Origin of the sequence: Micromonospora sp. NPDC048842, from assembly GCF_040649935.1 — a bacterium.
Taxonomy (GTDB): domain Bacteria; phylum Actinomycetota; class Actinomycetes; order Mycobacteriales; family Micromonosporaceae; genus Micromonospora; species Micromonospora hortensis.
Genome location: NZ_JBEZGK010000033.1, coordinates 1 through 23,876, shown reverse-complemented (window position 1 = coordinate 23,876; position 23,876 = coordinate 1). Strand labels below are relative to the sequence as shown.

16 protein-coding genes and 1 rRNA gene are annotated in these 23,876 nt (G+C 71.2%); 7 read left to right on the top strand and 10 right to left on the bottom strand.

All coding sequences use genetic code 11. The features are described 5' to 3' along the window. Positions 1-1,074 carry a PHP domain-containing protein gene (locus tag AB0C19_RS30305; RefSeq protein ID WP_266304191.1) on the top strand — a complete coding sequence of 358 codons (1,074 nt, stop codon included), beginning with the start codon at positions 1-3 and terminating at the stop codon, positions 1,072-1,074. 70 nt (positions 1,075-1,144) lie between these two features. Here AB0C19_RS30305 and AB0C19_RS30300 read toward each other — a convergent pair whose 3' ends face one another. Beyond that, the gene (locus AB0C19_RS30300) at positions 1,145-2,125 is read right to left on the bottom strand and encodes a DMT family transporter (protein WP_357190825.1); all 981 of its coding nucleotides are present in this window, start codon (positions 2,123-2,125) and stop codon (positions 1,145-1,147) included. A 130-nt stretch (positions 2,126-2,255) separates the two neighbouring features. Here AB0C19_RS30300 and AB0C19_RS30295 point away from each other — a divergent pair, with 130 nt between their 5' ends. Beyond that, the gene (locus tag AB0C19_RS30295) at positions 2,256-3,926 is read left to right on the top strand and encodes a DUF885 domain-containing protein (RefSeq protein ID WP_357190823.1); all 1,671 of its coding nucleotides are present in this window, start codon (positions 2,256-2,258) and stop codon (positions 3,924-3,926) included. Between the two features lie 121 nt (positions 3,927-4,047). Here the strand turns inward: AB0C19_RS30295 and AB0C19_RS30290 are convergent, their stop codons facing one another. The 3 genes from AB0C19_RS30290 to AB0C19_RS30280 form a co-directional block, all read right to left on the bottom strand. Beyond that, on the bottom strand, positions 4,048-5,535 hold the full coding sequence (locus AB0C19_RS30290; RefSeq protein ID WP_357190821.1) for a DUF6114 domain-containing protein: 1,488 nt from the start codon (positions 5,533-5,535) through the stop codon (positions 4,048-4,050). 105 nt (positions 5,536-5,640) lie between these two features. Beyond that, a complete protein-coding gene (locus tag AB0C19_RS30285) occupies positions 5,641-6,264 on the bottom strand; it encodes a DUF6230 family protein (protein ID WP_112700053.1) in 624 nt (207 codons plus the stop codon). Positions 6,265-6,659: 395 nt separating this feature from the next. Continuing rightward, complete coding sequence (locus tag AB0C19_RS30280) at positions 6,660-7,856, bottom strand: DUF3068 domain-containing protein (RefSeq protein WP_357190818.1); 1,197 nt, start codon at positions 7,854-7,856, stop codon at positions 6,660-6,662. Positions 7,857-7,967: 111 nt separating this feature from the next. Between AB0C19_RS30280 and AB0C19_RS30275 the strand changes: the two genes are divergently transcribed. Beyond that, complete coding sequence (locus tag AB0C19_RS30275) at positions 7,968-9,233, top strand: acyltransferase (protein WP_357190816.1); 1,266 nt, start codon at positions 7,968-7,970, stop codon at positions 9,231-9,233. A gap of 109 nt (positions 9,234-9,342) precedes the next feature. Continuing rightward, on the top strand, positions 9,343-10,521 hold the full coding sequence (locus AB0C19_RS30270; RefSeq protein ID WP_357190898.1) for a glycosyltransferase family 4 protein: 1,179 nt from the start codon (positions 9,343-9,345) through the stop codon (positions 10,519-10,521). On the opposite strand, the gene AB0C19_RS30265 is transcribed toward AB0C19_RS30270, so the two are convergent. The 3 genes from AB0C19_RS30265 to AB0C19_RS30255 are packed head-to-tail and all read right to left on the bottom strand — an operon-like array spanning position 10,506 to position 14,257. Next, positions 10,506-10,700 (bottom strand): hypothetical protein, encoded by a 195-nt coding sequence (locus AB0C19_RS30265; RefSeq protein WP_112589285.1) that lies wholly within the window; start codon positions 10,698-10,700, stop codon positions 10,506-10,508. The two genes, AB0C19_RS30270 and AB0C19_RS30265, sit on opposite strands and share 16 nt — an antisense overlap. A gap of 35 nt (positions 10,701-10,735) precedes the next feature. Beyond that, a complete protein-coding gene (locus AB0C19_RS30260) occupies positions 10,736-12,481 on the bottom strand; it encodes a hypothetical protein (protein ID WP_357190814.1) in 1,746 nt (581 codons plus the stop codon). Beyond that, a complete protein-coding gene (locus AB0C19_RS30255; RefSeq protein WP_357190896.1) occupies positions 12,482-14,257 on the bottom strand; it encodes a hypothetical protein in 1,776 nt (591 codons plus the stop codon). Positions 14,258-14,526: 269 nt separating this feature from the next. On the opposite strand from AB0C19_RS30255, the gene AB0C19_RS30250 reads away from it, so the two are divergent. Then, the gene (locus AB0C19_RS30250) at positions 14,527-18,888 is read left to right on the top strand and encodes an alpha-(1->3)-arabinofuranosyltransferase (RefSeq protein WP_357190812.1); all 4,362 of its coding nucleotides are present in this window, start codon (positions 14,527-14,529) and stop codon (positions 18,886-18,888) included. Continuing rightward, positions 18,885-20,225 carry a polysaccharide biosynthesis protein gene (locus AB0C19_RS30245; protein ID WP_357190810.1) on the top strand — a complete coding sequence of 447 codons (1,341 nt, stop codon included), beginning with the start codon at positions 18,885-18,887 and terminating at the stop codon, positions 20,223-20,225. The genes AB0C19_RS30250 and AB0C19_RS30245 overlap by 4 nt, the downstream gene beginning before the upstream one ends. Here AB0C19_RS30245 and nudC read toward each other — a convergent pair. Next, positions 20,122-21,039, bottom strand: coding sequence for an NAD(+) diphosphatase (gene nudC, locus AB0C19_RS30240; RefSeq protein ID WP_357190807.1), 918 nt, complete (start codon positions 21,037-21,039; stop codon positions 20,122-20,124). The genes AB0C19_RS30245 and nudC overlap by 104 nt on opposite strands. Before the next feature lie 182 nt (positions 21,040-21,221). Here nudC and AB0C19_RS30235 point away from each other — a divergent pair, with 182 nt between their 5' ends. Beyond that, on the top strand, positions 21,222-23,042 hold the full coding sequence (locus AB0C19_RS30235; protein ID WP_357190805.1) for a VanW family protein: 1,821 nt from the start codon (positions 21,222-21,224) through the stop codon (positions 23,040-23,042). A gap of 113 nt (positions 23,043-23,155) precedes the next feature. On the opposite strand, the gene AB0C19_RS30230 is transcribed toward AB0C19_RS30235, so the two are convergent. Both AB0C19_RS30230 and rrf read right to left on the bottom strand, forming a co-directional pair. Next, positions 23,156-23,431 carry a hypothetical protein gene (locus AB0C19_RS30230; protein ID WP_357190802.1) on the bottom strand — a complete coding sequence of 92 codons (276 nt, stop codon included), beginning with the start codon at positions 23,429-23,431 and terminating at the stop codon, positions 23,156-23,158. A 356-nt stretch (positions 23,432-23,787) separates the two neighbouring features. Next, positions 23,788-23,876: ribosomal RNA gene (gene rrf, locus AB0C19_RS30225) — 5S ribosomal RNA — on the bottom strand; the annotation flags it as partial.

The following is a 23,876-nucleotide window of genomic DNA, read 5'->3' as shown; positions in this document are numbered from 1 at the left end:
ATGGCTCGCGCGAGAGATCCCATCGCCGACCTGCGCCGGATCGCGTTCCTGTTGGAACGGGCGAACGAGGCCACCTACCGGGTGCGCGCGTTCCGGTCGGCGGCGAAGGCGCTGGCCGGCCTGCCTGCGGCCGAGCTGACCGAACGGGCCGGCAACGGCACGCTCACCGAACTGGCCGGTGTCGGTGACGTCACGGCCCGCTGCGTGGCGGAGTCCCTCGCCGGTGAGGAACCGGTCTATCTCCGCCGGCTGGTGGCGACCGAGGGCAGCGACCTGGACGCCGAGGCCACGGCGCTCCGCGCCGCCCTGCGCGGCGACTGTCACACCCACTCGGACTGGTCCGACGGCGGCTCGCCCATCGAGGAGATGGCGCTGGCGGCTGTGGAGTTGGGCCATGAGTACCTGGTGCTGACCGACCACTCGCCCCGGCTGACGGTTGCCCGGGGGCTGACCGCGGAGCGGCTGCGCCGGCAGCTCGACCACGTGGCGCAGGTAAACGCGGCGCTGCCCGAGGGTTTCCGGATCCTCACCGGGATCGAGGTGGACATCCTCGCCGACGGCTCCCTGGACCAGGACGACGACCTGCTGGCGCGGCTCGACGTGGTGGTCGGGTCGGTGCACAGCGGCCTGAAGGACGAGCGGTCGAAGATGACCCGGCGGATGCTGAAGGCGGTCGCCAACCCGCACCTGGACATCCTCGGTCACGTCACCGGCCGGATGGTGTCGTCCCGCCCGGCCGGGGTGACCGGTCCGGGCGATCGGGGGCACCGCGCGCGTACGCGGGCGGAGAGCGACTTCGACGCGGACGCCGTCTTCGCCGCCTGCGCCGAGCACGACACCGCCGTCGAGATCAACTCTCGGCCGGAGCGGCAGGACCCGCCGAAGCGCCTGATCCGCCGCGCCCTGGAGGCTGGCTGCCGGTTCGCCATCAACACCGACGCGCACGCGCCCGGCCAACTCGACTGGCAACGGTTCGGCTGTGAACGCGCCGCCCTGTGCGGCGTTCCCGCCGACCGCGTGATCAACACCTGGTCGGCAGAGCAACTGGTGGCCTGGACGCACAACCGCACCTGACCAGCCCTCCGGCGCCCGCCCCGCCCCGATCACCTACCGGATGACCCGTCCGCGAGCGGGCGCGTCGGTGTCAGCGGTGGGCGGGTTCGGCGGCGGGTGTGGCGGGAGCGCCGACGCCGACGACCGGGCTGCTCCGGCGGCGACTGAACATCCCCTGCGAGACCGCGACCCCGAGCAGCACGATCAGCGCGCCGACCGGTTGGTGCCAGTTGAGTCGTTCGTCGAGCGCCAGAGCACCGATCAGCACCGCGAAGATCGGAATCAGGTACGTGACAGTGGACGCGGTGCTCGCGCCGGCCACCCGGATGTTCCGCATGTTGATCACGAACGCGAGCCCGGTGCCGAGCGCGCCGAGGGTCAGCACACTTGCCACCACTCCTGCCGACAGCTCGGTGGGCAGCGGCGGCAGGCCGGCGACGAAGGGAGTGACGATTGCCAGTTGCGCGGCGGCGAGCAGCAGTTGCGCCGTGGAGAGCGACAGACCCGAGTACGCGCTGCCGGCGACGAACCGCTTCTGGTACGGGATGGCCACGCCGTAGCAGGCCGCCGCACCGAAGCACATGAGCTGCCCGGTGAAGTGCGCCCCGCCGATGCCCTCCCAGACCCCGAGCACCACCAGCACTCCGACGAAGCCCAGCCCGAGCCCGACCGCGCGGCGCACTGTGAGCCGCTCGGTGCGGAAGACCAGCACCGCCAGCGGCAGCACGATCAAGGGCGTGGTGGCATTCCAGATGCCGGCCAGCATCGACTCGACCCGCTGCTCGCCGTAACCGAAGAGGGTGAACGGCACTGCCACGCCGAAGGCGGCGACGACTGTCAGGTGCGCCCAGACCCGGGGCTCGCGGGGCAGCCGGTCGCGCAGCACGGCGAGGACCACCAGCAGGGTCAACGCGCCGGCGAGGACCCGGTAGAGGGTGAGTTGGACCGGGTGCAGCTCGGCCACCCCGACCTTGATGAAGAGAAAGCTGGAACCCCAGATCGCGGCGAGGGCGACAAAGCCGGGCAGCCAGGCGCGGACCGGCGCTCTGTCAGGAGTGGTATCGGTGGTCACCCCTGACACTCTGCCCCAACCGTGCGACAAAGTCGCGCGCCTTTCGGCCGTCACGCAGTGCCTGAACCCGCAGCTCCAACACGACAAACGTCGGCGACATGGGGGTGGGGTGGTCACGTAGGGTCGCAGCGTGGGACGAATTGATGAACTCGCCAACCGCTACGTGGCCGAGTGGGCGCCGTTGAGCCCCACCGGCGCCACCTTCGTCGGCATCGCCGGCCATGACGACCAGCTCGACGACCTCTCGCCCGACGGCTACGGGGCGCGCGCGGACCTCACCCGCCGGACCCTCGCCGAGCTGGAGGTGACCGAGCCGGAGACCGAATCGGAACGGACCGCCAAGGAGGCCATGCAGGAACGACTCGGCCTGGACCTCGCCCGGTACGACGCCGGTGAGGTGACCAGCGAGGTCAGCGTGATCACCAGCGGGCTGCACGAGATCCGCATGGTGTTCGACCTGATGCCCACCGCCACCAGCGACGACCAGGCCAACATCGCCGCCCGGCTCAACGGCTTCGGCGCGGCGCTGGAGGGCTACAAGACCACACTGCGTGCGGCGCTCGCCGCCGGTGAGGTCAGCTCGAAGGTGCAGCTGGTCGAGGTGGCCAAGCAGTGCGACATCTGGGTCGACCCGACCGGGGACAACTTCTTCCACGGGCTGGTCGAGCGGCTCGGGGCGGAAGGCACGCTCGGCTCGGAACTGCGTCGGGGTGCGGCGGCGGCGACCGCGGCGACCGCCGAGTTCGGCCAGTTCCTGCGTAGCGAGCTGGCCCCGCACGGGCGGGACAAGCAGGCCGCCGGCCGGGAGCGCTACGAGCTCGCCTCGCAGTACTTCCTCGGCGCCAAGGTCGACCTGGACGAGACGTACGCCTGGGGCTTCGCCGAGCTGGCCCGCCTGGAGGCGGAGATGCGGGTCGTGGCGGGACGCATCGCCGGCTCCGGTGCCAGCGTCGACGAGGCCGTGGCCAAGTTGGACGCCGACCCGGCCCGGACCATCCAGGGCAAGGAGGCATTCCGAGACTGGATGCAGGCGCTGGCCGACAAGGCGATCACCGAGCTGCACGGCACCCACTTCGACATCCCGGAGCAGGTCCGCCGCATCGAGTGCTGCCTCGCACCGACCAGTGACGGCGCCATCTACTACACCGGCCCGAGTGAGGACTTCTCCCGCCCGGGTCGCATGTGGTGGGCGGTGCCGCAGGGCATCAGCGACTTCTCCACCTGGCGAGAGGTGACCACCGTCTTCCACGAGGGCGTGCCGGGTCACCACCTCCAGGTGGCGCAGACCGCCGTCCGGGCCGACCTGCTCAACCGTTGGCAGCGGCTGCTCTGCTGGGTCTCCGGCCACGGTGAGGGCTGGGCGCTCTACTCGGAGCGGCTGATGGACGAGCTGGGCTACCTGGAGGATCCGGGCGACAAGCTGGGCATGCTCGACGGCCAGGCGATGCGCGCCGCACGGGTGATCGTGGACATCGGCATGCACCTGGAGCTGGAGATCCCGAAGGACAATCCGTTCGGTTTCCACCCGGGCGAGCGGTGGACGCCCGAGCTGGGCTGGGAGTTCATGCGGGCGCACTGCCGGGTTCCGGACGAGAACCTGCGCTTCGAGCTGAACCGCTACCTGGGTTGGCCGGGGCAGGCGCCGTCGTACAAGGTGGGTGAACGGATCTGGCTCCAGGCCCGCGAGGACGCCAAGGCCCGCAAGGGCGCCGATTTCGACCTGCGGGAGTTCCACCGGCAGGCGTTGGACCTGGGTGCGCTGGGTCTCGACCCGCTGCGCCGGGCGCTGGCCCGACTCTGACCGGCGGTGGCTGCGCGCGCCGACGGTACGACGAGTCCGTCGCCGCGCGCGGCCACGCCCGGAGCCCAGGCTGCTCGCGCGACAGAGCGCTGCACACCGAGGCCGCTCTGCGGCTGTGCGCTCAGCCGAGGGTGAGTGCCAACGCCGGGCGGGCGGTCAGCGTGTCGCTGGTGACGTACGCCAGGTCGATGGCGGGGTCGGTGAATGTGATCGGGATGGGCGAGGTGATCGGGAGGCCGTCCGGTAGCGGCAGATCCGGGGTCAGCGTGATCTTGATGCCGAGCAGCCGACCGACGAACCGGGTCGCGTAGAAGGCGACGTCTCCCCGCACTGTCAACTGGTTGGTCGCGTACCGCTGGTTGCGCCCTGCGGGGCCGTCGGCCCGCAGCAGGAAGTCGGTGGTCACCGCCTCCCGCATGCTGAACTTCAGCACCTTGAGGTCGCCCTTCACCGTGTGCAGGTCCGTGACCCCGTCGAACCGCAGCCCGGTCATCCGCACCGACGACCCGGTGAGCTTCGACGGCGTCTGGGCCACCGTCGGCAGGGCCGGATCGGCGGCGATCCGCGGCAGAAGCTTGCCCGGCTGCACAGTTCCCGGCTTGCCCGGGGGCCGCGACGGACAGTCGACGGGGCCGGGACGAGACGTCGCCGTGCTGGTCGGCCGGGCTGTCGGCGTGGCGGTGGGACGCACCGAGGGCGCGGGGTCCGCCTGGTCTCCGATGCCGAGCAGATCGCCGATCCCGTCCAGGATGTCGGTGATCACGTTGCCACCCCGCGCAGAGCTCGGGGTGGGCGTCGGCGTGGTCGCGCTGCGACTGGGCGACGGGGTGGCGGCCCGGGGCGGGGTGGGACAACCGGTCGAGGCCGGCCGGTTCGGTGCGGCCTGCACCGCTCGGGGCTGGCTGGCCAGACCGACGGCCGCCAGGCCGAGGATCACGAGAGCGATGGCGAAGGCTCGCGGATCAGCGGAACGCCCCGGCCACTCGGGCGGCGCACCCTCGTCGGACGCTCCGGCCCCCGGATGATCGACCCGCACGACACCACACTGGTCGACACCGCGCTCGTCGACACCGTCCTGGCCGACACCGTCCTGTTCGGTGCCGCCACTGTCGGATCCGTCGGCACCAACATCAGCCAGGCCAACGTCGACCAGGCCGGCACCGCCCTGGTCATCGCCGTTCTGCTCGATCTCGGCCTGTTGCGGGGCGTGGGGTGTGGAGTGGGTCGGGGTCCAGGCGAAGGCGAGCGCGCCTCCGACGATGCCGAGCAGCAGACCGACGAAGAAGCCGCCCAGGTTGAGCCCGATCAGCGAGTACACAGCGGTGACCGCCGCGACGACCGAGTAGAACAGCCGCTGTGCCGGGGTGAACCAGAGCAGCAGGCCACAGGTCACCAGGATGATCGGGATCAGCAGCGAGAGCAGGCCGGTCGCGCCGCTGTGGAAGCTGAGACCGTTGAGGGTCATCCGGGTGGAGGCGAACATCTCCAGCCCGGCCAGGGCGATGAGCAATCCGCCCCAGAACGGCCGGCTGCGCTGCCAGCGGCGGAAGCGCCGCCACGCCTGAGCCGGACCACCGGGCCGGGCGTGGGACGGGTTCGCGGTTGTCACGTACTCCTCCTGGCCGAGCGGGGACGGGACCGAGCGGGGACGGGACCGAGCGGGTTTGGGTCGGACCCGGCCCGCGGTGCTGACCACCGCGGGCCTGGGCTCAACTCAGAAGCACTCCTTGCCCTTGGCGTCGTCACCCACGTTGACCTTGAGTCGGAGGCCGACCAGGTTGAACGTGGCCGCCGTGGTGTAGCGGGAGACCTGTTGCAGGTTGGTGATGGTGACGTGGTCGGAGTTCTGACCGAACGAGCCGGCTTGCGCCGTCGGGTTCAGGTCGGTGGCGTCCCGACCGATCCTGATGTTGGTGAAGGTCGCGTTGCCGTTCAACGAGTCCATCGCGATCAGCAGGTCCTTGGCGCGGGCGGGTTCCTTGCCCTCGCCGGCGTTGATGGTGAGCACCACCGGCAGGCCCGGCAGGTCGGCGCGGACGGACTGGCAGAGGCTGTACAACTCGGCGCTGCTGATCTCGGAGAGGGCGATCGGGTGGACCTGACCGGACTTCCCGTCCTTGCCCTTCTCGCGGACGATGCCCCCGTACTGCTTGAAGCCGTCGCCCTCCAGGCGGTCGGCGCCGATCTTGAACGTCTGCCCGGAGACAGTGATGTCGGACGCGATCGCGCCTGTCGACATTCCGAAGAGGATGGCGCCGGCAGCCGCCGTGGCGGGCACCATCATGGCGGCGAAGCGCCACCATCGGGTACGACCCTGACTGTCCAACCGATCCTGCACGGGTTCCTCCTCGGGTCGATGCGCGCGAGTGGCCGGTGTTGGGCGGGCGGTCCGCACTGGGAGCCCGCGTTCTGTTACCGGCTGGTAACCATCGGGCTTGATGGTGCACCCGTTGCGGCGCAGGTCACAACCCCCTGATTACCGGGCGGTAACAGTCGGGCGACCACGTGGAGGCAAGACATCACGGAAAGTGAACGAATTCGTCCCGGCAACCCCCATCTACGCCTACAAGTCGGGTGCACGACGGCGGTTTGATCAACGCAACGTGACTCCACATTGACTAATTACAATCGAATAACAAATGTAAAGTACGCAGGTCGTACGGGTTGCCACATGACCGAGGGGCGGACCGCGTCGCGGCCCACCCCTCGGTCGTACGTCCGGTCGTACGCGCGTCAGCGCTGCTCCACCTCACCCGGAGCCGGCCGCTGGGTCGGCACGGTCGGGTCCTCCGACTTCCAGTTGGTCGAAGCCGGCGGAATCTCGTCGGACAGTGGCCCGCCGACCGGCTGCGGCCTGGGCTGCTCGACGGTGTCCGTGTCGCGCACCGGCTCCTGATCGACCCGGGTCGGCGTCGGGTCGTCGACCGCCGGCTCGGCGCGGTGCCGGGCCGTTCCACCCTCGGGTCGGGTCACCAGCCACACACCGAAGACGACAGCGATCAGACCGAGGACACCAGCGACGATCGGGCCCCAGAAACTGATCAGGCCGATCTTGAAGCGGTTGTCCTTTACCGTCTCGACACTGCGGCTGACCGTGTCGTCGGTGTAGTTGAAGTCCGCGTCCAACAGCACGGTGGGGGTGCCGGTGTTGGGGCGCAGCTCCTTGTGCTGCTGCTCCCGCACGTTCACGTAGGAGCCGGTGACCGGGTCCACCCAGACCGTCCGGATGTTGCTGTAGACGATCTGACCGCTGGTGGCACCGGGCGCGAACTTGCCGACCAGCGTCTGGAGGCTGCTCTCCGGGGTGGCCAGCACCTCGTTCTCGATCCGCTGCTCGAAGCGGTACGCCTCGATGCCCTTGATCTTCTCGGTGCCGACGAACTTCGCCGGGGTGGCCCGCTTCAGGTCACGGTCGAAAATCTGGTAGTCGCGCTTGTCGGTGCCGAACGGGAACTTGTAGATCTGGCCGGTGTACTTCACGTTGCCGACCGGAGTCCCGTCCGCCCCGGTCTCGTTGAGCCACTGGTCCTTCCACGAGGCGGCCGCACCGGAGATCCGGTAGAGAGCGAGTTCGGTGCTGTACTGGCTGACCACGTCCTGGTTGTCGGTGCGCCGGACCGTCTGGTAGACGTCCCAGATCACCGCGTCGCCCTTGAGCTCCGCGGGCAGCCGGTCCTTGGTGTCGTCGGGCTGCGGAATGACCTCCACGTTGGACACCAGGTCGCCCTGCGGAACCTCGATGCTCACCGAGCTACCGGTGGCCGTGATCTTCAGGAACCTGGCGTTCTTCGCCTCGGCGACGGACGTCGTTGGCTCAAGATCGTAGGGGAGCTTGGTCACGGCGGGGGCCACATAAAACGGCAGCCCGGCCGCGAAGACCAGCAATAAGACGCCAAGCCCGAAGAGCGCGGCGCCCACGCGAAGCTTCACTCATCCTCCTGTAACCTGCCGCCCTACGACCTGTTGTCCGGGGCACCCGATCCTTAACATGGCGGGAGGTTACTCCCCGGTCACCTTCAAAGCGACCCCCTGGATGTCCAGATGTCCACAGCCGCCGCGCCAACAGTTTCGGAGCCTTCGGTAACCGGCCGACTTCCCGCCCTCGACGCGCTGCGAGCAATCGGCGCGGTGGCGGTCGTCGGTCACCACGTCGGGTTCCAGACCGCCGTCACCATGAACACCACCTGGGGCGGCTGGCTGGCTCGACTGGACGTCGGCGTCGCCATCTTCTTCGTACTGTCCGGGTTTCTGCTGTTTCGGCCGTGGGCGCTCAACGCCGCTACGGGCCGGGCCCGACCCCGCGCCAAGCGCTACCTGTGGCGGCGATCCCTGCGCATCCTGCCCGCCTACTGGTTGGCGATCGCGGTCTGCCTGATCGTCTTGCCGCAGAACGGGCAGGCGTCCGTCGGCGACTGGATCCGCCATCTCACCTTCACGCAGATCTACCAACCCGGGCAGTTGCGCGCCGGGCTCAGCCAGACCTGGAGTCTCGCCACCGAGGTCGTGTTCTACCTGATCCTGCCGCTGATCGCCGTGCTCGCCGTCGGCCGGTCCTGGCGTCCGGTCCGGACCATCGTGATCGTCAGCGGAAGTGCGCTGCTCACCGCCGGTTGGCTCACCCTGATGGGGTTCGGCTGGCTCGACGCCGCCCTGCACACCATGTGGTTCCCCTCGTACGCCGCCTGGTTCGGCACCGGCATGGCACTGGCGGCGGCGCACGTCGCCCTGCGCACCGGGACCGCGCCCGCGGCCTTCCGGATCCTGGACGACCTGGCCTCGGCGCCGGTCACCTGCTGGGCCGCCGCCGTCGGCCTGATGGCGATCGCGACGACGCCAGTCGCCGGCCCCCGCGACCTCACCGAGCCGACGGCCGCCGAGTTCGGCGTCAAGCTGGCCCTCTACCTCGTGATCGCGGCGCTGATCCTGATCCCGGTTGCCTTCGGCGGGCCGAGCCGGGCCAAGGAGATCTTCGGCAGCTCGTCCGCCCGGTGGCTCGGCGCGGTCTCGTACGGGCTGTTCCTGTGGCACCCCATGGTCATCGAACTCATCTACCTGGTCGACGACCGACAGCTGTTCACCGGCGGGCTGCTCAACACCTTCGCCCTCACCATGGCCTTCGGCCTGGTGTACGCGGCGGTCAGCTACTACGGCGTCGAGCGGCCCCTGCAACTGCTCGGGTCGCAGGGTCGGCGCCGATTCACCGGGCGTGGGCAGACGTCCGGGACCCCCGCCGCCGACGTGGCCGCACCGGCCACCACACCGCCGACCGTCGCTGCTGGCACTCCGGTGCCCACCGTCGGCGGGTAGCGCGCAGCGCTGGCTCATCGGGGCATTGCCGGCCGGCACACCAGCCCCTAATGTGACGCGGGTCGCTAAATTACTTGAGAGTAGGGTTCGCGTGGAGCGTCGCTTCGGCATGCCCGGACACGTGTTGTTCCTCAACTGGCGAGACACCCGCAACCCCGAGGGTGGCGGTTCCGAGGTGTACGTCGAACGGATCGCCGCCGAACTGGTGGCGCGCGGATTCCGCGCCACTCTCTTCTGCGCCGCCCACAGCCAGGCTCCCGCCGACGAGGTCAACGAGGCGGGCGTACGGCTGGTGCGGCGCGGCGGCCGACACAGCGTCTACCTCTGGGCGGCACTCTGTTACGTGGGCGGCGCGCTGGGCATCGGCCCGCTGGCGGCCCGCCGCGGCGGCCGGCCCGACGTCCTGGTCGACGTCTGCAACGGGTTGCCGTTCCTCGCCCCGCTGTGGTCACGACGCCCCGTGGTCAAGCTGATCCACCACGTGCACCGCGAACAGTGGCCAGTGGTGCTTCCACAGTGGGCGGCCCGGTTCGGCTGGTGGATCGAATCGTCGCTCGCCGTACGCGTCTACCAGCGGTGCCGGTACGTCACCGTCTCCGAGGCGACCCGCCGAGAGTTGGCAGTGCTCGGCGTGCCGCCGGAGCAGGTCTCCGTGGTGCACAACGGCACCCCGACGCTGCCCCACACCGACGCCGAACGGGCGACGTTCCCACTGCTCGTGACGCTGAACCGGCTGGTGCCCCACAAGCGGGTGGAGGTGGCGCTGCGGGCCGTCGCGGCCCTCGCCGACGAGCTGCCCCAACTACGTCTGGTCGTCGCCGGCCAGGGCTGGTGGGAGTCGCACCTGCGTGAACTCGCCGCGGAGTTGGACATCACCGAGCGGGTGGACTTCCGGGGCTTCGTGACCGAGGAGGAGAAGGCCGCCCTGCTCGCCTCGGCCTGGGTGGCGCTGACCCCGTCCCTCAAGGAGGGCTGGGGGCTCACGATCGTGGAGGCGGGTTCGGCGGGCACCCCGACTGTGGCGTTCCGGGCAGCGGGCGGAGTCGCCGAAGCTATCGCCGACGGGCGTACCGGCCTGCTGGCCGACGACATCGACGACTACCTGATGAAGGTGCGCACGCTTCTGCACCGGGATGAGCTGCGCCGGGAGATGGGTGCCCAGGCCCGGGAGCACGCCGCCAGCTTCACCTGGCAGGCGGCGGGTGGGCGCTTCGAGGCGATCCTCAAGGGTGTGGAGTCGCCCCGCCCAGTGCAGCAGCGGGGCGAGCCGTCCTACCTGTCGCCGTAAACCGCTGGGGCGTACGGGTCCTTCTTACCGGCCCGCTTGGCCGCCTCCGAGACGAGCTTGGCCTCACTCGCGGCCTCCTCGTCGGTGGCGGTCGCGGCGGCCGAGATCCCGCCGAGAGCCAGGATCCCCAGCAACGCCGCCACCAGGCCAGACACGACCAGGGTCAGAGCTCTACGCATGCCAATCCTCCAATGGCGAGACGTGCGAGCGGACGTTACCACGCGGTAGCTCGCCGGTGTAGTGCCGAAACGGCGGCAGCGATGACCACCAGAAGGGCAGCGCTGAGGGCCACCACCACCGCCAGTCGGGCCGGCCCGGACCCACCGGATTCCCGCACTGTCGCCGGGTTGCGGTACAGCGTGAGGAACGGTCCGTCGTGGACGCGCTCCAGGCCGCCGAGCACCTGAGAGTCCACCTCGCCGGAGACCTCGTGCTGCACCAGGACCCAGCGCACCCCTGTGGTCCAGACCGGCCGTCCCTCGGCCAGCGCCCGGCGCATCTCACGGACGCGCGGGTTCTCGCCGGCCACGGCGACGTCGCCGACCCGGAGCGTGTCGTCGGTCAGCACCGTCCCCGGCAGGTAGCGCGGCGCCGGGTCCAGGACGACCCGACCAGGGTTCCACTGGTACGCCCGGTAGGCGCTCAGCGGCAACGCGAGGATCTCCCCCGGCTCCTCCTCGATGTGCTCGGCCACCCGCTGCCACTCGGCCGGATAGCTCACCGGCCGAAGCCGACCGGCACCGCCGAACGCCAGGTCCGGCAGGACGGCCACCGGCAGGAACAGCAGCCCGACCAGGACCACCCCGGCCACCTCCCGGTCGATCCGGGCCACCAGCCGCTCGGCCCCCAACGCCGCGCACACCACCAGCAGCAGGGCATACGGCGCCAGGAACTTCTGCCCATCTCGCAGCAGCCCCGCGCCCGGCAGGTGCACCACCGCCCAGCGCAGCGCGGCATCCCCGCCGGGGAGCAGCCCGAACGCGGCGAGCACACAACCGGTCCCGGCGAGCACCGCCAGGCGCGCCGCCCCACCCCTGGGTAGCCGGTGCCGCAGCAGGCCCGCACCGACGCCGGCCAGGATCAGCAGCACGACTGTCGCCACCGGCACCAGTGGCGTCGCGCGACTGGAGGGGGTGGCCTGCGCGCTCCAGATGCCACCGGTGCCGGCCAGCGCCACCAGTGGGCCGGCCCAGTTCTCCGAACGCGCCGCGAACGCCGCCACCCCCGCCGGGTCCGAGGAACCCCCGGCACCGGTGACCAGGGCCGCGACCACCCAGGGCGCGTTGAGCACTCCGACCGCTGCCAACGCCTGCCGGGACCGGTGCGGATGCATCCGCTGCGACACCAGCAGCGACCGGGGCGCGCGCATCCGGTCCGACGCCAGCACCAGCACAGTTCCCAGCGCGATCAGACCGCCGGTCGGCGTGATGGCGGCGGGAGCGGCGGCAAGCACCACCCGGGCGAGCGCGCCGTCGCGCCCGGCCCGCAGGTCCAGCGCCGCCCGCACCAGCCAGGGCAGCGCGGCGTACGCGAGCAGCAGCCCCCACTGCCCGATCAGCAACCGCTCGGCGAGGTAGGGCGTCCACGCGTACGCCAACGCGGCGAACAGCCGGACCGCTCGCCGTTCGGTCGGCACCAACCGGCCAGCGCCGACCGCCGCGAGGAAGACCGCCCCGGCGAGCGCCAGCCGCTGCACCACCCAGCCCGGCACGAGCTGGGTGACCAGCGAGACCAGCGCGTCCATCGGCACCGCCCGGGGCAGACTCTGCGCCGGGGCGACGAGATCCCAGGTCAACGGCTGCCGGGGTACGAACACCATGTCGTACAGCAACGCGTAGCCGGGCGCCGCCAGCGGGGCCAGCACCACCACGGTGACCGCCGCCGCTACCGCGTACAGCGACAGCGTGTGCCGCGCCCGCCGAACCGGTGCGGCCTCGACGCCGTCGGTCGGCTCAACCATTCACGATGCCGGCACCGCCCGGCCGATGGTGATCAGCTCGGTGCACACCCCGACCCCTGGCGTCTGGACGGTGACCTCGACGGCGTCCCCCGCACCCTCCAGCAGGAAGTACAGGTCGTTCAGCCCGCGTCGCAGGGTGATCTCGCGCGTGGCGTCCCCGAGCCGGAACAGCGCTGTCGAGTCGCCCGAGCTGAGGTAGCCGAAGTGCACCACGTACGGCCACTCCACCAGGTACCCGTCCAACGGGATCCGGGTGGGTCGGCCGCCCTCGGCCAGGTGCCCGCAACCGTCCACCGGGCCGGGCACGATCTTCCGTCCCTGGACCACCACCGGGCGGATCCGACCGAGATCATCGAACGTCGACGGTCGCGCGGCCTCCGTCACGAAGGTGGGTCGACGCTCGGCCGGGCGGAAGAAGTGCGACTGGAGATTGTCCGGCCAGAAGTAACCGGCGATCACCCGGTCCGGGACGGCGGTGTCGAAGAAGACGGTGCCCGGCGGCGCTGCGGCGAGCTCAGCCTGCGTCGTCGCGAGATAGTCCCGCCCGTACTTCGTACTCCAGTTGTCCCCGAAACGGGCAGTGCTCCACAGGGTGCCCACGCCGATGGTCGCCAGGACGATGATCATCGAGACCAGGCCGACAGCGAACGCGCCCGGCTCCCGCAGGACCGTCGGCACCGGCCACGCCGACACCTCGTCCTCGTCGGTGTCCTTGATCCCCAGCAGTGCCGCACCCACACAGATCGCGGCGACCAGCACGACGTCGGCGACGTACCGGGGGACGACGCCGATCAGTGGGCCGAGCGGCCCGCCCAGCCGGGTGATGGCGAAGAGCGCGGCGACCAGGCCGAGGTAGGAGGTCAGCAGCAGCCAGGCCCGGCCGGCCGACGGACGCCGCCGGACGGTGACCACGACGAGCGTCGCCAGCACCGCCCACGACAACCACTTGGCGATGTCGTACGGGTCGACGAGCGGGGGACCGTCACCGGCGTAGCTCCAGCGCCAGGGACCCCCGAGCAGACCCGGCACCACTGTCTCGCCGACCAGGTCACCGAGGAAGTTGAGGACCGGACCGACCGAGGTCGGGTCCCGGAGTTCACCGGAGGGGCGCGTCAGGTAGAACGCCAGGTATCCCCCCGACAGCGCGCCGAGCATCAGCCAGGCCGGCCAGTACCGGCGGATCGCCGTCGCGAGGCTGCGCCACACGCCACCGGAGGTGAAGAGGAAGACTGTCAGCAGGAACAGCAGCGGCACGATCAGCAGCGACTTGGTGTCGAAGAGCAGGCCGAACACCAGCCAGAGCGCGACCGCCACGAGGTGCCGCAGGCGACCGGTCCGCACGTACCGGACCTGGGCTGCCACCGCCATGACCAGTGCCAACTGCATCGGCAGCACGAGCAGCCCGACCAACCACAGCGAGGAGACCTCAAGCGTCAGCGGGCTGAACACGAACAGGCACAACGGAATGAGCAGGCCCCAGCCGGGCCGGAGCAGGTCGCGCAACAGCCGGTAGACGGCGATTCCGGTGGCCGCCTGGCCAACCGCCAGCAGCAACACCCACGGCCAGGTGGCGAAGCCCGCAGCCCGCACCATCGCCCAGGCCACCAGCAGGCCGCCGGGCATGAGGTGGTTGTTGAACGTACGCAGGAGATAGTCCGCGTCCAGCCCGGTGTCGAGAACCTGGGCGGCGATGACGAACTCGTCCTGCGAGAACCAGCCACGGGTGGCGAGGCCGGCGCGCCAGGCGACGGACACCGCGATGAGGGCGATCGCCACGGCGCGGACGGGGTCGGCGCGGAGCCATCGGCCGATCGGCCCGGGCCCGTCGCCGTCGGACGCGACGCGTTCCGGATGCGTCTCGGCCTCAGCTTCTGGCATTGACATGGTCGGCAGCCTGCCACACGCTTACACGCCGTGGGGACGGCCGTTCTCCCGATAACGCCACCGCAGCGCCCCTGGTCGCCCGTCCGTGCCCGGTCCGGATAACGTCGCGCGACAGTCGTCGGCTGCAGGTGCGCGTCCGGCCGGTGAAGACAGGAGCCGAAATGCGTGCAGAGGTGGCCAGTGACGCCGCTCCGGGGTCCAGCCGGAGCCGGCACACGGCCCGACGGTTCCGGCACCTGGTCATCTGCATCGCTCTCACCGCCCTCGCCTTCCAGCAGGCCCCGGGCCAGGTCGTCCCGGACACCAAGGTCGACCTGAATGTCAACCCGGCCGGGTGGCTGCTCCGCTCGCTGCACCTGTGGGACCCCACCGGCACGTTCGGCCAGCTACAGAACCAGGCGTACGGCTATCTCTGGCCGATGGGCCCGTTCTTCCTGCTCGGGTCGGAGTCCGGCCTCGCGCCATGGGTGGTGCAGCGGCTGTGGTGGGCACTGCTCTTCTGTGTCGCCTACCTGGGGGCCGTACGCCTGGCGGGCCGGCTCACCATCGGGACGCCCGCCGGGCGCATGATCGCCGGCGTCGCCTTCGCGCTGTCACCGCGCATCCTCACCCAGCTCGGCTGGTCCTCGGTGGAAGCCTGGCCCAGCGCCGTCGCCCCCTGGGTGCTCATTCCGCTGGTCGGTCTCGCCGCCGGCACGCGACTGCGACGCGCTGTCGCCGCGTCGGCCATCGCCGTCGCCTGCGCCGGTGGGGTCAACGCCACCGCCGTGTTCGCTGTGGTGCCACTGGCGATGCTCTGGCTCGCCACCGTCCAGCCCGTACGCCGCCGGGTCTCCGCCATCGCCGCCTGGTGCGGCGCGGTGGCCCTGGCCACCGCGTGGTGGTTGGTCCCGCTGCTGGTCCTCGGGCGGTACAGCCCACCCTTCCTGGACTACATCGAGACCGCCCGAAACACCACGAGCGTCACCGACGGGCTGACCACGTTGCGCGGCGCCTCCTACTGGGTCGCCTACCTGGCCTCTCCGTTCGGAGCGACCATCCCGTCCGGTGCGCGACTCGCCAACGAGGCGGTGCTGGTCGCCGCCACCCTGGCGGTCGCCGCCCTCGGTGTGCTCGGGCTGTCCCGCCGGGGGATGCCGCACCGCCGGTTCCTCATCACCGGTCTGGTGCTCGGCGTCGCGCTCGTCGGTCTCGGGCACGTCGGCGACCTGCCGAACATCCTCGCCGGGCCACAGCGGGAGTTCCTCGACGGCGTCGGCGCACCCCTGCGCAACGTGCACAAGTTCGACGTCCTGCTCCGCCTACCTCTGTGCCTGGGCATGGCGCACCTGATCGGGCTGGCCGTCCGGGCGGCGCGCACCGCGCCCGCACGGCACCGTCCGCGAACCGTCGCACGCGCCTGGCTGACCGCCGGTGCCGCGATCGTCGCCGTCACGGCGGTCGCCACGCCCGCCCTCGCAGGTGGTCTCGCCACCCCGGGCGCCGTCAAGGAGGTGCCCGGCTACTGGCACGACGCCACCGACTGGCTCGACGCGAACACGGGACGCGGGCGGGTGCTCGTCGTACCCGGAGCGCGTTTCCCGTCGTACGACTGGGGCAACACCACGGACGAGATCACTCAGCCGCTGCTCAACAGCCGGTGGGCCGTACGCAACGCCATCCCCTTCACCCCACCGACCACGATCCGACTGCTGGACGTGATCGAGTCGACGCTCGCCACCGGCGCCGGGTCGACCGGCCTGGCGGATCTGCTGGCCCGATCCGGAATCAGTCACGTCCTGTTCCGCGCCGACCTCGACCATGGCCGCTCTGACACGGCGCGCCCAGCGGTGGTCCGGCAGGCGCTGGAGCGCTCACCCGGGTTGACCCGCGTCACGTCCTTCGGCCCCCTGCGCGGCGGGCCCTCGTCCCCCGACGAGTTCCGCGACCACGGGCTCGACGTGCCCGTCCGGGCGCTGGAGGTCTACCAGGTCGACCGGCCCGTCGAGCCGGTCGTCGCCTACGACAGATCCGACGTGACCACAGTGGTCGGTGGCCCCGAATCACTGCTCGACCTCGCCGCGGCGGGGCAACTCGGCTCGGCGCCCACCGTCCTGGCCGGCGACGCGTCGACAGCCGACGTCGCCGGACCGGTGGCGATGACCGATGGTCTGCGCAGGCGGGACGTGTCGTTCGGCGGACTGCGTGACAACACCTCCCAGACGTTGACCGCCGACGACACCTTCGAGGTCACCGCACCCGCCCACGACTACCTGCCCGAGTGGGGCGCGGAGCACTCCACCGTCGCCCGCTTCGAGGGCATCGACGCGATCCGCACCTCCACCGCCCGTTCGCAGGTGGGCTCCCCCGGCGGTGCCCGCCCCGAGCACCAGCCGTACGCGGCGATGGACGGCAACCCGGCGACCTCCTGGCAGTCCGCGCCGTACTCGCCCAGCGACCAACAGTGGATCGAGGTGGACCTCGCCGACCCGACGACTGTCACCCGGGTCGAGGTGTGGTTCGACCTGAAGGCCGATGCCCTGCCCACGACGGTGACCGTCAGCGCCGGGTACGAGAGCAGCACCGTCGAACAGTTCAGCGACCACATGGTGTTCGAACTGCCCGGCGTCCACGCCACCCGCGAGGTCCGGGTCTCGGTCGACAGCGCGTACGACCTGCGCCCGTTCGGAAACGGCTCGGTCGGTGTCGCCGAGATCAAGATCCCGGGCATCCAGACCAGCCGCACCCTGGTCCTGCCCACCGCACCGGTCACCGACCGGCCGGCGGCCGTCGTCGTGTCCGCCGCACCCACGACACCGGCCTGCTTCTCCGTCGACGGCTACCCGCGCTGCTCCACCGACGCCATCCGTGGTTCCGAGGACGGGTCCACCATCGACCGGACAGTGACCCTGCCGGCGGCCGGCGCGTACGACGCCAAGCTGTGGGCACGGCCCGCAGCCGGCCCTGACCTGGACAACGCCCTCGACAAGCTGGTGACCGACGCGCAGCCGTTGCGCCTCGCGGCGCAGATCAGCGCCTCCTCGACGGCGGTGCCCGACCCGACCGGCCGGGCCGGGGCGGCACTCGACGGAGACCCGGCCACCAGCTGGTCACCGGCGATCGACGACGAGGCACCGATCCTGCGACTCAAGTGGCTCAAGCCGCAGACCATCACCGGTCTCCGCTTCTCGGTCGACGACAAGACACCCGCCACCCGTCTCGGCAGTGTGCGGGTGGTCGGCGACGACGGCTTCCGCAGCAGCCTGCTCGGCGACGACGGGCTGCTCCGCCTGGACCCGCCGATGCGGACCGACGAGATCACCATCCAGTTCCTCGACAAGCCGTCCGCCACCAGCACCGACCCGTACAAGCTGCGGTTGCCGGAGCGGTTGCCCGTCGCGGTCGGCGAGGTGACGGTGCTACCCGGAGCGCCCACCGTCGGACCGCGCCCCGACGCACCCCTGACGCTGGCCTGCGGATCGGGGCCGACGCTCCAGATCGGCGCGGCACGGGTCACCACCACGCTGCGCGGCACGCTCCGCGACCTGCTGGAGATGCGCGAGATGCCGGTGACGCCGTGCGGCCGGGACACGCCCCGGCAGCTTGACCTGGGCCGCGGGGAGCACCGCATCGTCACCACCCCGGGCAAGCTGGCCTGGCCCACGAGGGTCGCCCTGGTACCGAAGACGACCACTCCCGCCCCGGCGACCGCCAACGCCAGCGCCACCGAGATCGAATCCTGGGCGGCCACCGAGCGACGGGTTCGGGTGGCCAGTCACCCCGTCGACCGGGTGCTCGCCGTGCGGGAGAACACCAACACCGGTTGGCAGGCCACCATCGGCGGACGGACGCTGAAGCCGCTGGTGGTGGACGGGTGGCAGCAGGGCTGGATCCTTCCCGCCGGCGCCTCCGGAGAGGTGCTGTTGCGTTTCGCCCCGGACACGCCGTACCGGGCGGGGCTTCTCCTCGGCGGCATCCTGCTCGCGGTGGTGGTCCTGCTCGCTGTGGTGCCCGCCCGACAGCCCACCGGGCGAACCTCGGCGGCCGTCCCACCACGCGGCCGACGTCGGGTCACCCGCTCGCTGCCGCTGCTGGCCGTCGGAGCCGCCGCGCTGGTGCTGTGGAGCGGCCTCATCGGCGGCCTACTGGTCGCGGCGGGATTCATGCTGGCGGTACCCGGCCCACGCCGTCTGCCCTGGCCGGCCGACCCACACCGGGCCAGGACGATCAGCCGGGCCGTCGAGACCTGGCTCCCCGGCGCGCTCGTCCTGCTCGCCGGGTTGCTCTACCTCGACTCGACGCGGCGGCACACCGACGCGCTCGTGCAACTCACCATCGTCGTCGCCCTGGGTGCCCTCTGGCTCTCCACCGCCGCCCGACGGCGGCCCGTACGCCGGGCCAGGCCGACCGCCGCGACCCCAGCCGCTCCGGCCGCTGCGCTCGTCGCGGAAGGACCGAAGCCGTACCCGGCCGAACCGGCGAGGCCCGGCCAGGCGGCCGGGCCGGCCGACGGGCAGCTTCCGACCTTCTCCGAGATCACGTGAGCCCTCGACGACCCGTCCGTCGCAAGAGGACGGCCCAGACGGAGCTTGCACGCGGATGGAGCACCGGCCTCGGCGCTGCCGGCGTCAGCGTCACGGTGGCCGGGGTCCTGGTCAACGGCATGGCCTACCTGGTGCCGGTCCTGGCCGCCCGTCGGCTCGACCCGGCCGACCTCAGCACGCTCGCCGCCGCCCTGGGTCTGGTGGCCATCGTCGGTGTGCCAGGGCTCGGCCTGCAACTGGCCGTCGCCGTGCACCGTGCCCGGCACGGCGCCTCCGACACTCGGCGGCTGACCGCCGTCACCGCCACAGTGTGCGCGGTAACCCTGGTCGCGGCGACACCGCTGCTGGTGACCGCCCTGGATCTCCCGGTCGAGATGCCCGCGCTGCTGGCGGTCACCACTGCGGCGATAGTGCTCTCCTCCCGGTCCCTCGGAGAGTTGCAGGGTGGCCAACGCTTCGTACGACTCGCCATCGGGATGGCGGTGCTCGCCGCCGGCCGCTACGGCGGCGTGATCGCCGGGTTGCTGCTCGGCGCGGGACCGACCGGCGCGCTGGCGGTCGGCGCGTTGACCGCCGCCCTCACCCCAGCGGTGCTGGCCCGACTCGCCCGCGAGCCCCAACTGTCGTCCACCGCCCCACGGCTGACAGTCGCTCAGGTTGTCGCCGGCTGCGGTGCGACACTGGCGATGCTCGTCGTCTCCTACGCCGACCTGCTGCTGTCCCGGCAACTGCTGTCCGCGTCGGATTCCGGGGCGTACTCGGTCGGCACCGTCCTGAGCAAGGGCGCGCTCTGGGCACCGCAGGTCGCCGCCGTCCTCGCCCTACCGCGGCTGGCCCGCGGTGACCGGCGCAGCCGAACGGTTGCGCTCGCGGTGACCGGCGGGTGTGGCGCGGTGCTGGTCCTCGCCTCGACGCTCGCCGGAGGGCTCGCATTCCGCTTCGCCGGTGGGCCCGACTACGACCACCTGGGCCGGTACGCACCAGTCTTCGCGGCGGTCGGTGCGCTCTACGCGGTGACGTTCGTGCTGCTCAACGACCGCCTCGCGGCCGGCGCACGCTGGGCGGCGGCACCGCTGTGGGTGGGCGTGGCCGGCCTGGTGGCCGTCACCGCGACCCTCCGGCCGCACACCATCCCCGGTCTCCTCCTCGCGGCAGTGGGCACTGCCATCGTCACCACAGCGCTGATGGCGGTGACGGCCCGTCGGCCCGCGCCGGTTCCGGCGACCGAGCCGACTAGCCCTCCGCGAGCCAGTCCGTCAGCAGTCGGTGGTCGATCGAGTCCACCCGACCGAGCGGACGACCCGAGGACGCCCGGTCCCGCAGCTCCGCCCGGGTGAACCAGCGCGCCTCCAGCAACTCCTCGCCGTCCACGCGTACCTCGTCGGAGGTGGCTGTGGCCCGGAAGCCCACCATCAGGCCGGCGGGAAACGGCCACGCCTGTGACCCCTGGTAGGTCACGTCGGTGACTGTCACGCCCGCCTCCTCGCCCATCTCCCGCCGGACCGCGTCCTCCAGGCTCTCACCGATCTCGACGAAGCCGGCCAGCGTCGAGTACGCGTCCTCGGCCGCACCCGCGTGCCGGGCCAGCAGGCAGCGCCCCGACCGACCGGGTGCCTCGACCAAAACGATGACGGCCGGCTCGATCCGGGGGAACAGCAGACGTCCGCACTCCGTGCCGGTGCAGGTCCGCAGGTGCCCGCCGCCGCCGGCGACGGCCGGCGCGCCGCACGTACCGCAAAATCGCTGCTGCCGGTGCCAGTGCAACAAACCCCTGGCGTACGCCAGGACGGACGCGTCGCCGGGTTCGAGCCGCCCGACCAGTGCACGCACGTCGACGGACCGCACCGCACCGGCCATCTCGACGGCGGACCGCTCGGGGAGCGCGGAGAGGTCCGCGGCGAACACGGCGGCCTCCCCATCGAGCCCCAGGAAGACGGTCTCGCCGGCGGCGGACCGGACCAGCGCCGCGCGCTCCGCGCCGAGCCGGACCGGCCCGTGCTCGTCCACGAGACAACGGTCCCGCCAGATCGGCAACAGCACTGTGGTCGACGCGGTGAGCAACGCACCCAACCGCGTCGGATCGGTGCGCAACGGTCCCGCCCGGTCCAGCGAACCGCCCCCGTACGCCAACACCCGCTCCGCAGTGCTCACCCGGTCACCGTGCCACGTCGGTGGTCGGCCGTCGGCACCGCCCCCGGACCGGCGCGACACGCCGAACGACACGCGGTAGCAGCGCCTGGTGGGCATAGCCGACGAGGACGGCCGGGCATTCGTTACCGTAGGTGCCTCCGGGAGGGAGGACCTCCCGCGGCACCCTGGCGATCGAGGTTGCAGTGACGCTGTACGGCGAAAACAGTCCACCCGCCGACGACCGGCCCACAGTGCAGGTCACCGCGGTCACCTGGCCGGACGACGGACCTGAGCCGGTCACCACAGCCACTCCCGGCGAGCCGGACGGCGGCCCGCGCCGGCCGCGTCGGGTGCGCATGCTGCTCGCCACCGGCATCACCGGTGGCGTCCTCGCCGCCGTGGCGGGCGCCGGTGCCTGGGCGTACGCCGGTGACGTTCCCCGTGGCACCAGCGTGCTCGGCACCGAACTGGGCGGCCGGAGCCGCGCGGACGCCGACCGGGAATTGCGGGCAGAGCTGGACCGGCGGGCGGCAACGCTCGCCACGCCGCTGAAGGTCACCGTCGACGGGCGCACCGCCGAGATCAACCCCGCCGACGTGGGGTTGACCGTCGACGTGCCGGCGACCGTCGCGGCGGCCGCCGAGGCCGACGCGCACCCGGTCAGCCGGTTGGTCGGCTCCCGCACCGTCGAGCCCGTGGTGACAGTCGACGCGGGTCGGTTGGACGACGCGCTCCGTAAGGTGCTCGGCAACCAGGCCCAGGGCATGACGATGCCGGCGATCACCTATCAGGGCACCACGCCGAAGGTGGTACGGCCCAAGCCCGGACTGGCTCTGAACCCGGAGCGTTCCGCCGAGGTGGTCCGCACCGGCTGGTTGGCCGGCGCCCCGGTCACCGTGCCCCTGGTGGAGACCCACCCGGCGACCACCCCGGAGGAGTTGGACCGGATGGTCAGCGAGCTGGCGAAGCCGGCGGTCGCCGCACCGGTCACCCTGCGCACCACCAAGGGCCAGGTGTCGATCCCGCCCGCCGCCATCGCGAAGAGCCTCCGGTTCAGCGCCGACAAGACCGGCAAGCTCACCCCCTCGGTGGACGTCAAGCGGCTGCGGGCGGCGCTCGGCGACAAGCTGGCCGCCATCGAGGTGCCACCGAAGGACGCCACGATGACCATTTCCGGTGGCCGGCCCACCGCCAAGGAGGGGCGATCCGGGCAGCAGCTGGACACGGCAGCCCTCAGTCGAGACCTGCTGGCCGTCCTACCCAGGGCGGAGGGCCGCGAGGTGACCGGCGAGTTGAAGCCGACACCGCCGCAGCTGACCGCGGAGAAGCTCGCCGGCCTGGGCATCAAGGAGCGGGTGTCGACCTTCACCACCCGGTTCACCGGTGGCATGGCCTCATCGCGCAGCCAGAACATCGCGACCATCGCGCGGAAGGTGGACGGCACCGTCGTCCTACCTGGAAAGACGTTCTCGCTCAACGGGCACACCGGCGAGCGCGGCTACGCCCAGGGCTACCGGGACGCACCCGTCATCCTCGACGGCAAGCTGGTGCCGGGCGTCGGCGGCGGCACCTCGCAGTTCACCACCACGCTGTTCAACGCGACCTACTACGCCGGATTGGAGGACGTCGAGCACAAGCCGCACTCGTACTGGTTCGACAGGTACCCGGCGGTCATCGAGTCGACCATCTTCTGGCCGAACCTGGACTTCAAGTTCCGCAACAACACCGAGTACGGCGTACTCATCGACACGTCGTACACGTCCAGCACGATCACCGTGTCGATCTGGAGCACGAAGATCTACGACAGCGTGAAGACCGAGTACGGGCCGCGCCGCAACATCACGACGCCGAAACAGATCCATCTGGCTCCCGGCCCCTCGTGCATCGAGACCAACGGCATCAACGGCTTCACCCAGGACGCCTTCCGGGTCATCAAGAAGGGCGGCGTGGTGGTCAAGCGGGAGAAGTTCACCTGGCGCTACGACGCCGAACCCCGCTACGTCTGCGGGCCGAAAACGTCCTGAGGCCCGACCCGCTCCGCGTCGATGCTGCTCTGAGGTCGGCCCAGCTCCAAGCCCAGCTCACGCCTGCGGTCGGCTCAGGCCCGCGGTCGGCTCAGGCCCGCGGTCAACTCGGGTCAGCGCGGTCCGCTCAGGCCTGGCGTCAGGTCACCAGCGTTGCCGCCGTGCCCATTGCGCTTGCCGCCCTGCGGTGGCATCGGCACCCTGCGAGTCTCCTGCACCCGGATCTCGGCCCGGAACCGGTGCGCCGCAGGGTGCCACATCTCCTCGAACGGACCCATCACCTCGCCCCCAACGCCACGACGGCGGACCCGGGACGCAAGCCACCAGAGGATGCCCAGCACCGCCGCCACGCAGCCGGCGAACACCGCAAATATCAGGACCTCATCCACGGGCCGAGCCTAGCCCCGAGCCCCAGACCCACTCCTGAACCACCGCGATCTTGCACTTTCGGTCGTCGCAACGCGAACTCTGAGCCGATTTGTCGCCGCACAAACTGCAAGATCGCGGGTGAGAGAGGGTGCGCGGGGCAGGGCTCGGGGCAGACCCCAGACTGCTGACCTGCTGACCGTACGATCGCTGACCTCCGCTTGGCCGCAGCCGCAGGCCCGCGCAACATCCTGGATGTAGTTAGTGGCATCAGGACGCGCGGATACCACTACAACCAAGGATCGAGCGTGACCTTGTCGGGCTTACCGGAAACGCAGATTAGGCCACCCCCGATGGGGGTGGCCTAATCTGAAAGATTGTCCGGCGGCGTCCTACTCTCCCACACCCTCACGAGTGCAGTACCATCGGCGCTGGAGGGCTTAGCTTCCGGGTTCGGAATGTAACCGG

Coding starts and splice junctions, on each gene's coding strand:
- AB0C19_RS30305 (WP_266304191.1), top strand. CDS start 1: ATGGCTCGCGCGAGAGATCCCATCGCCGACCTGCGCCGGATCGCGTTC.
- AB0C19_RS30275 (WP_357190816.1), top strand. CDS start 7,968: ATGTCCACAGCCGCCGCGCCAACAGTTTCGGAGCCTTCGGTAACCGGC.
- AB0C19_RS30270 (WP_357190898.1), top strand. CDS start 9,343: ATGCCCGGACACGTGTTGTTCCTCAACTGGCGAGACACCCGCAACCCC.
- AB0C19_RS30265 (WP_112589285.1), bottom strand. CDS start 10,700: ATGCGTAGAGCTCTGACCCTGGTCGTGTCTGGCCTGGTGGCGGCGTTG.
- AB0C19_RS30260 (WP_357190814.1), bottom strand. CDS start 12,481: ATGGTTGAGCCGACCGACGGCGTCGAGGCCGCACCGGTTCGGCGGGCG.
- AB0C19_RS30250 (WP_357190812.1), top strand. CDS start 14,527: ATGCGTGCAGAGGTGGCCAGTGACGCCGCTCCGGGGTCCAGCCGGAGC.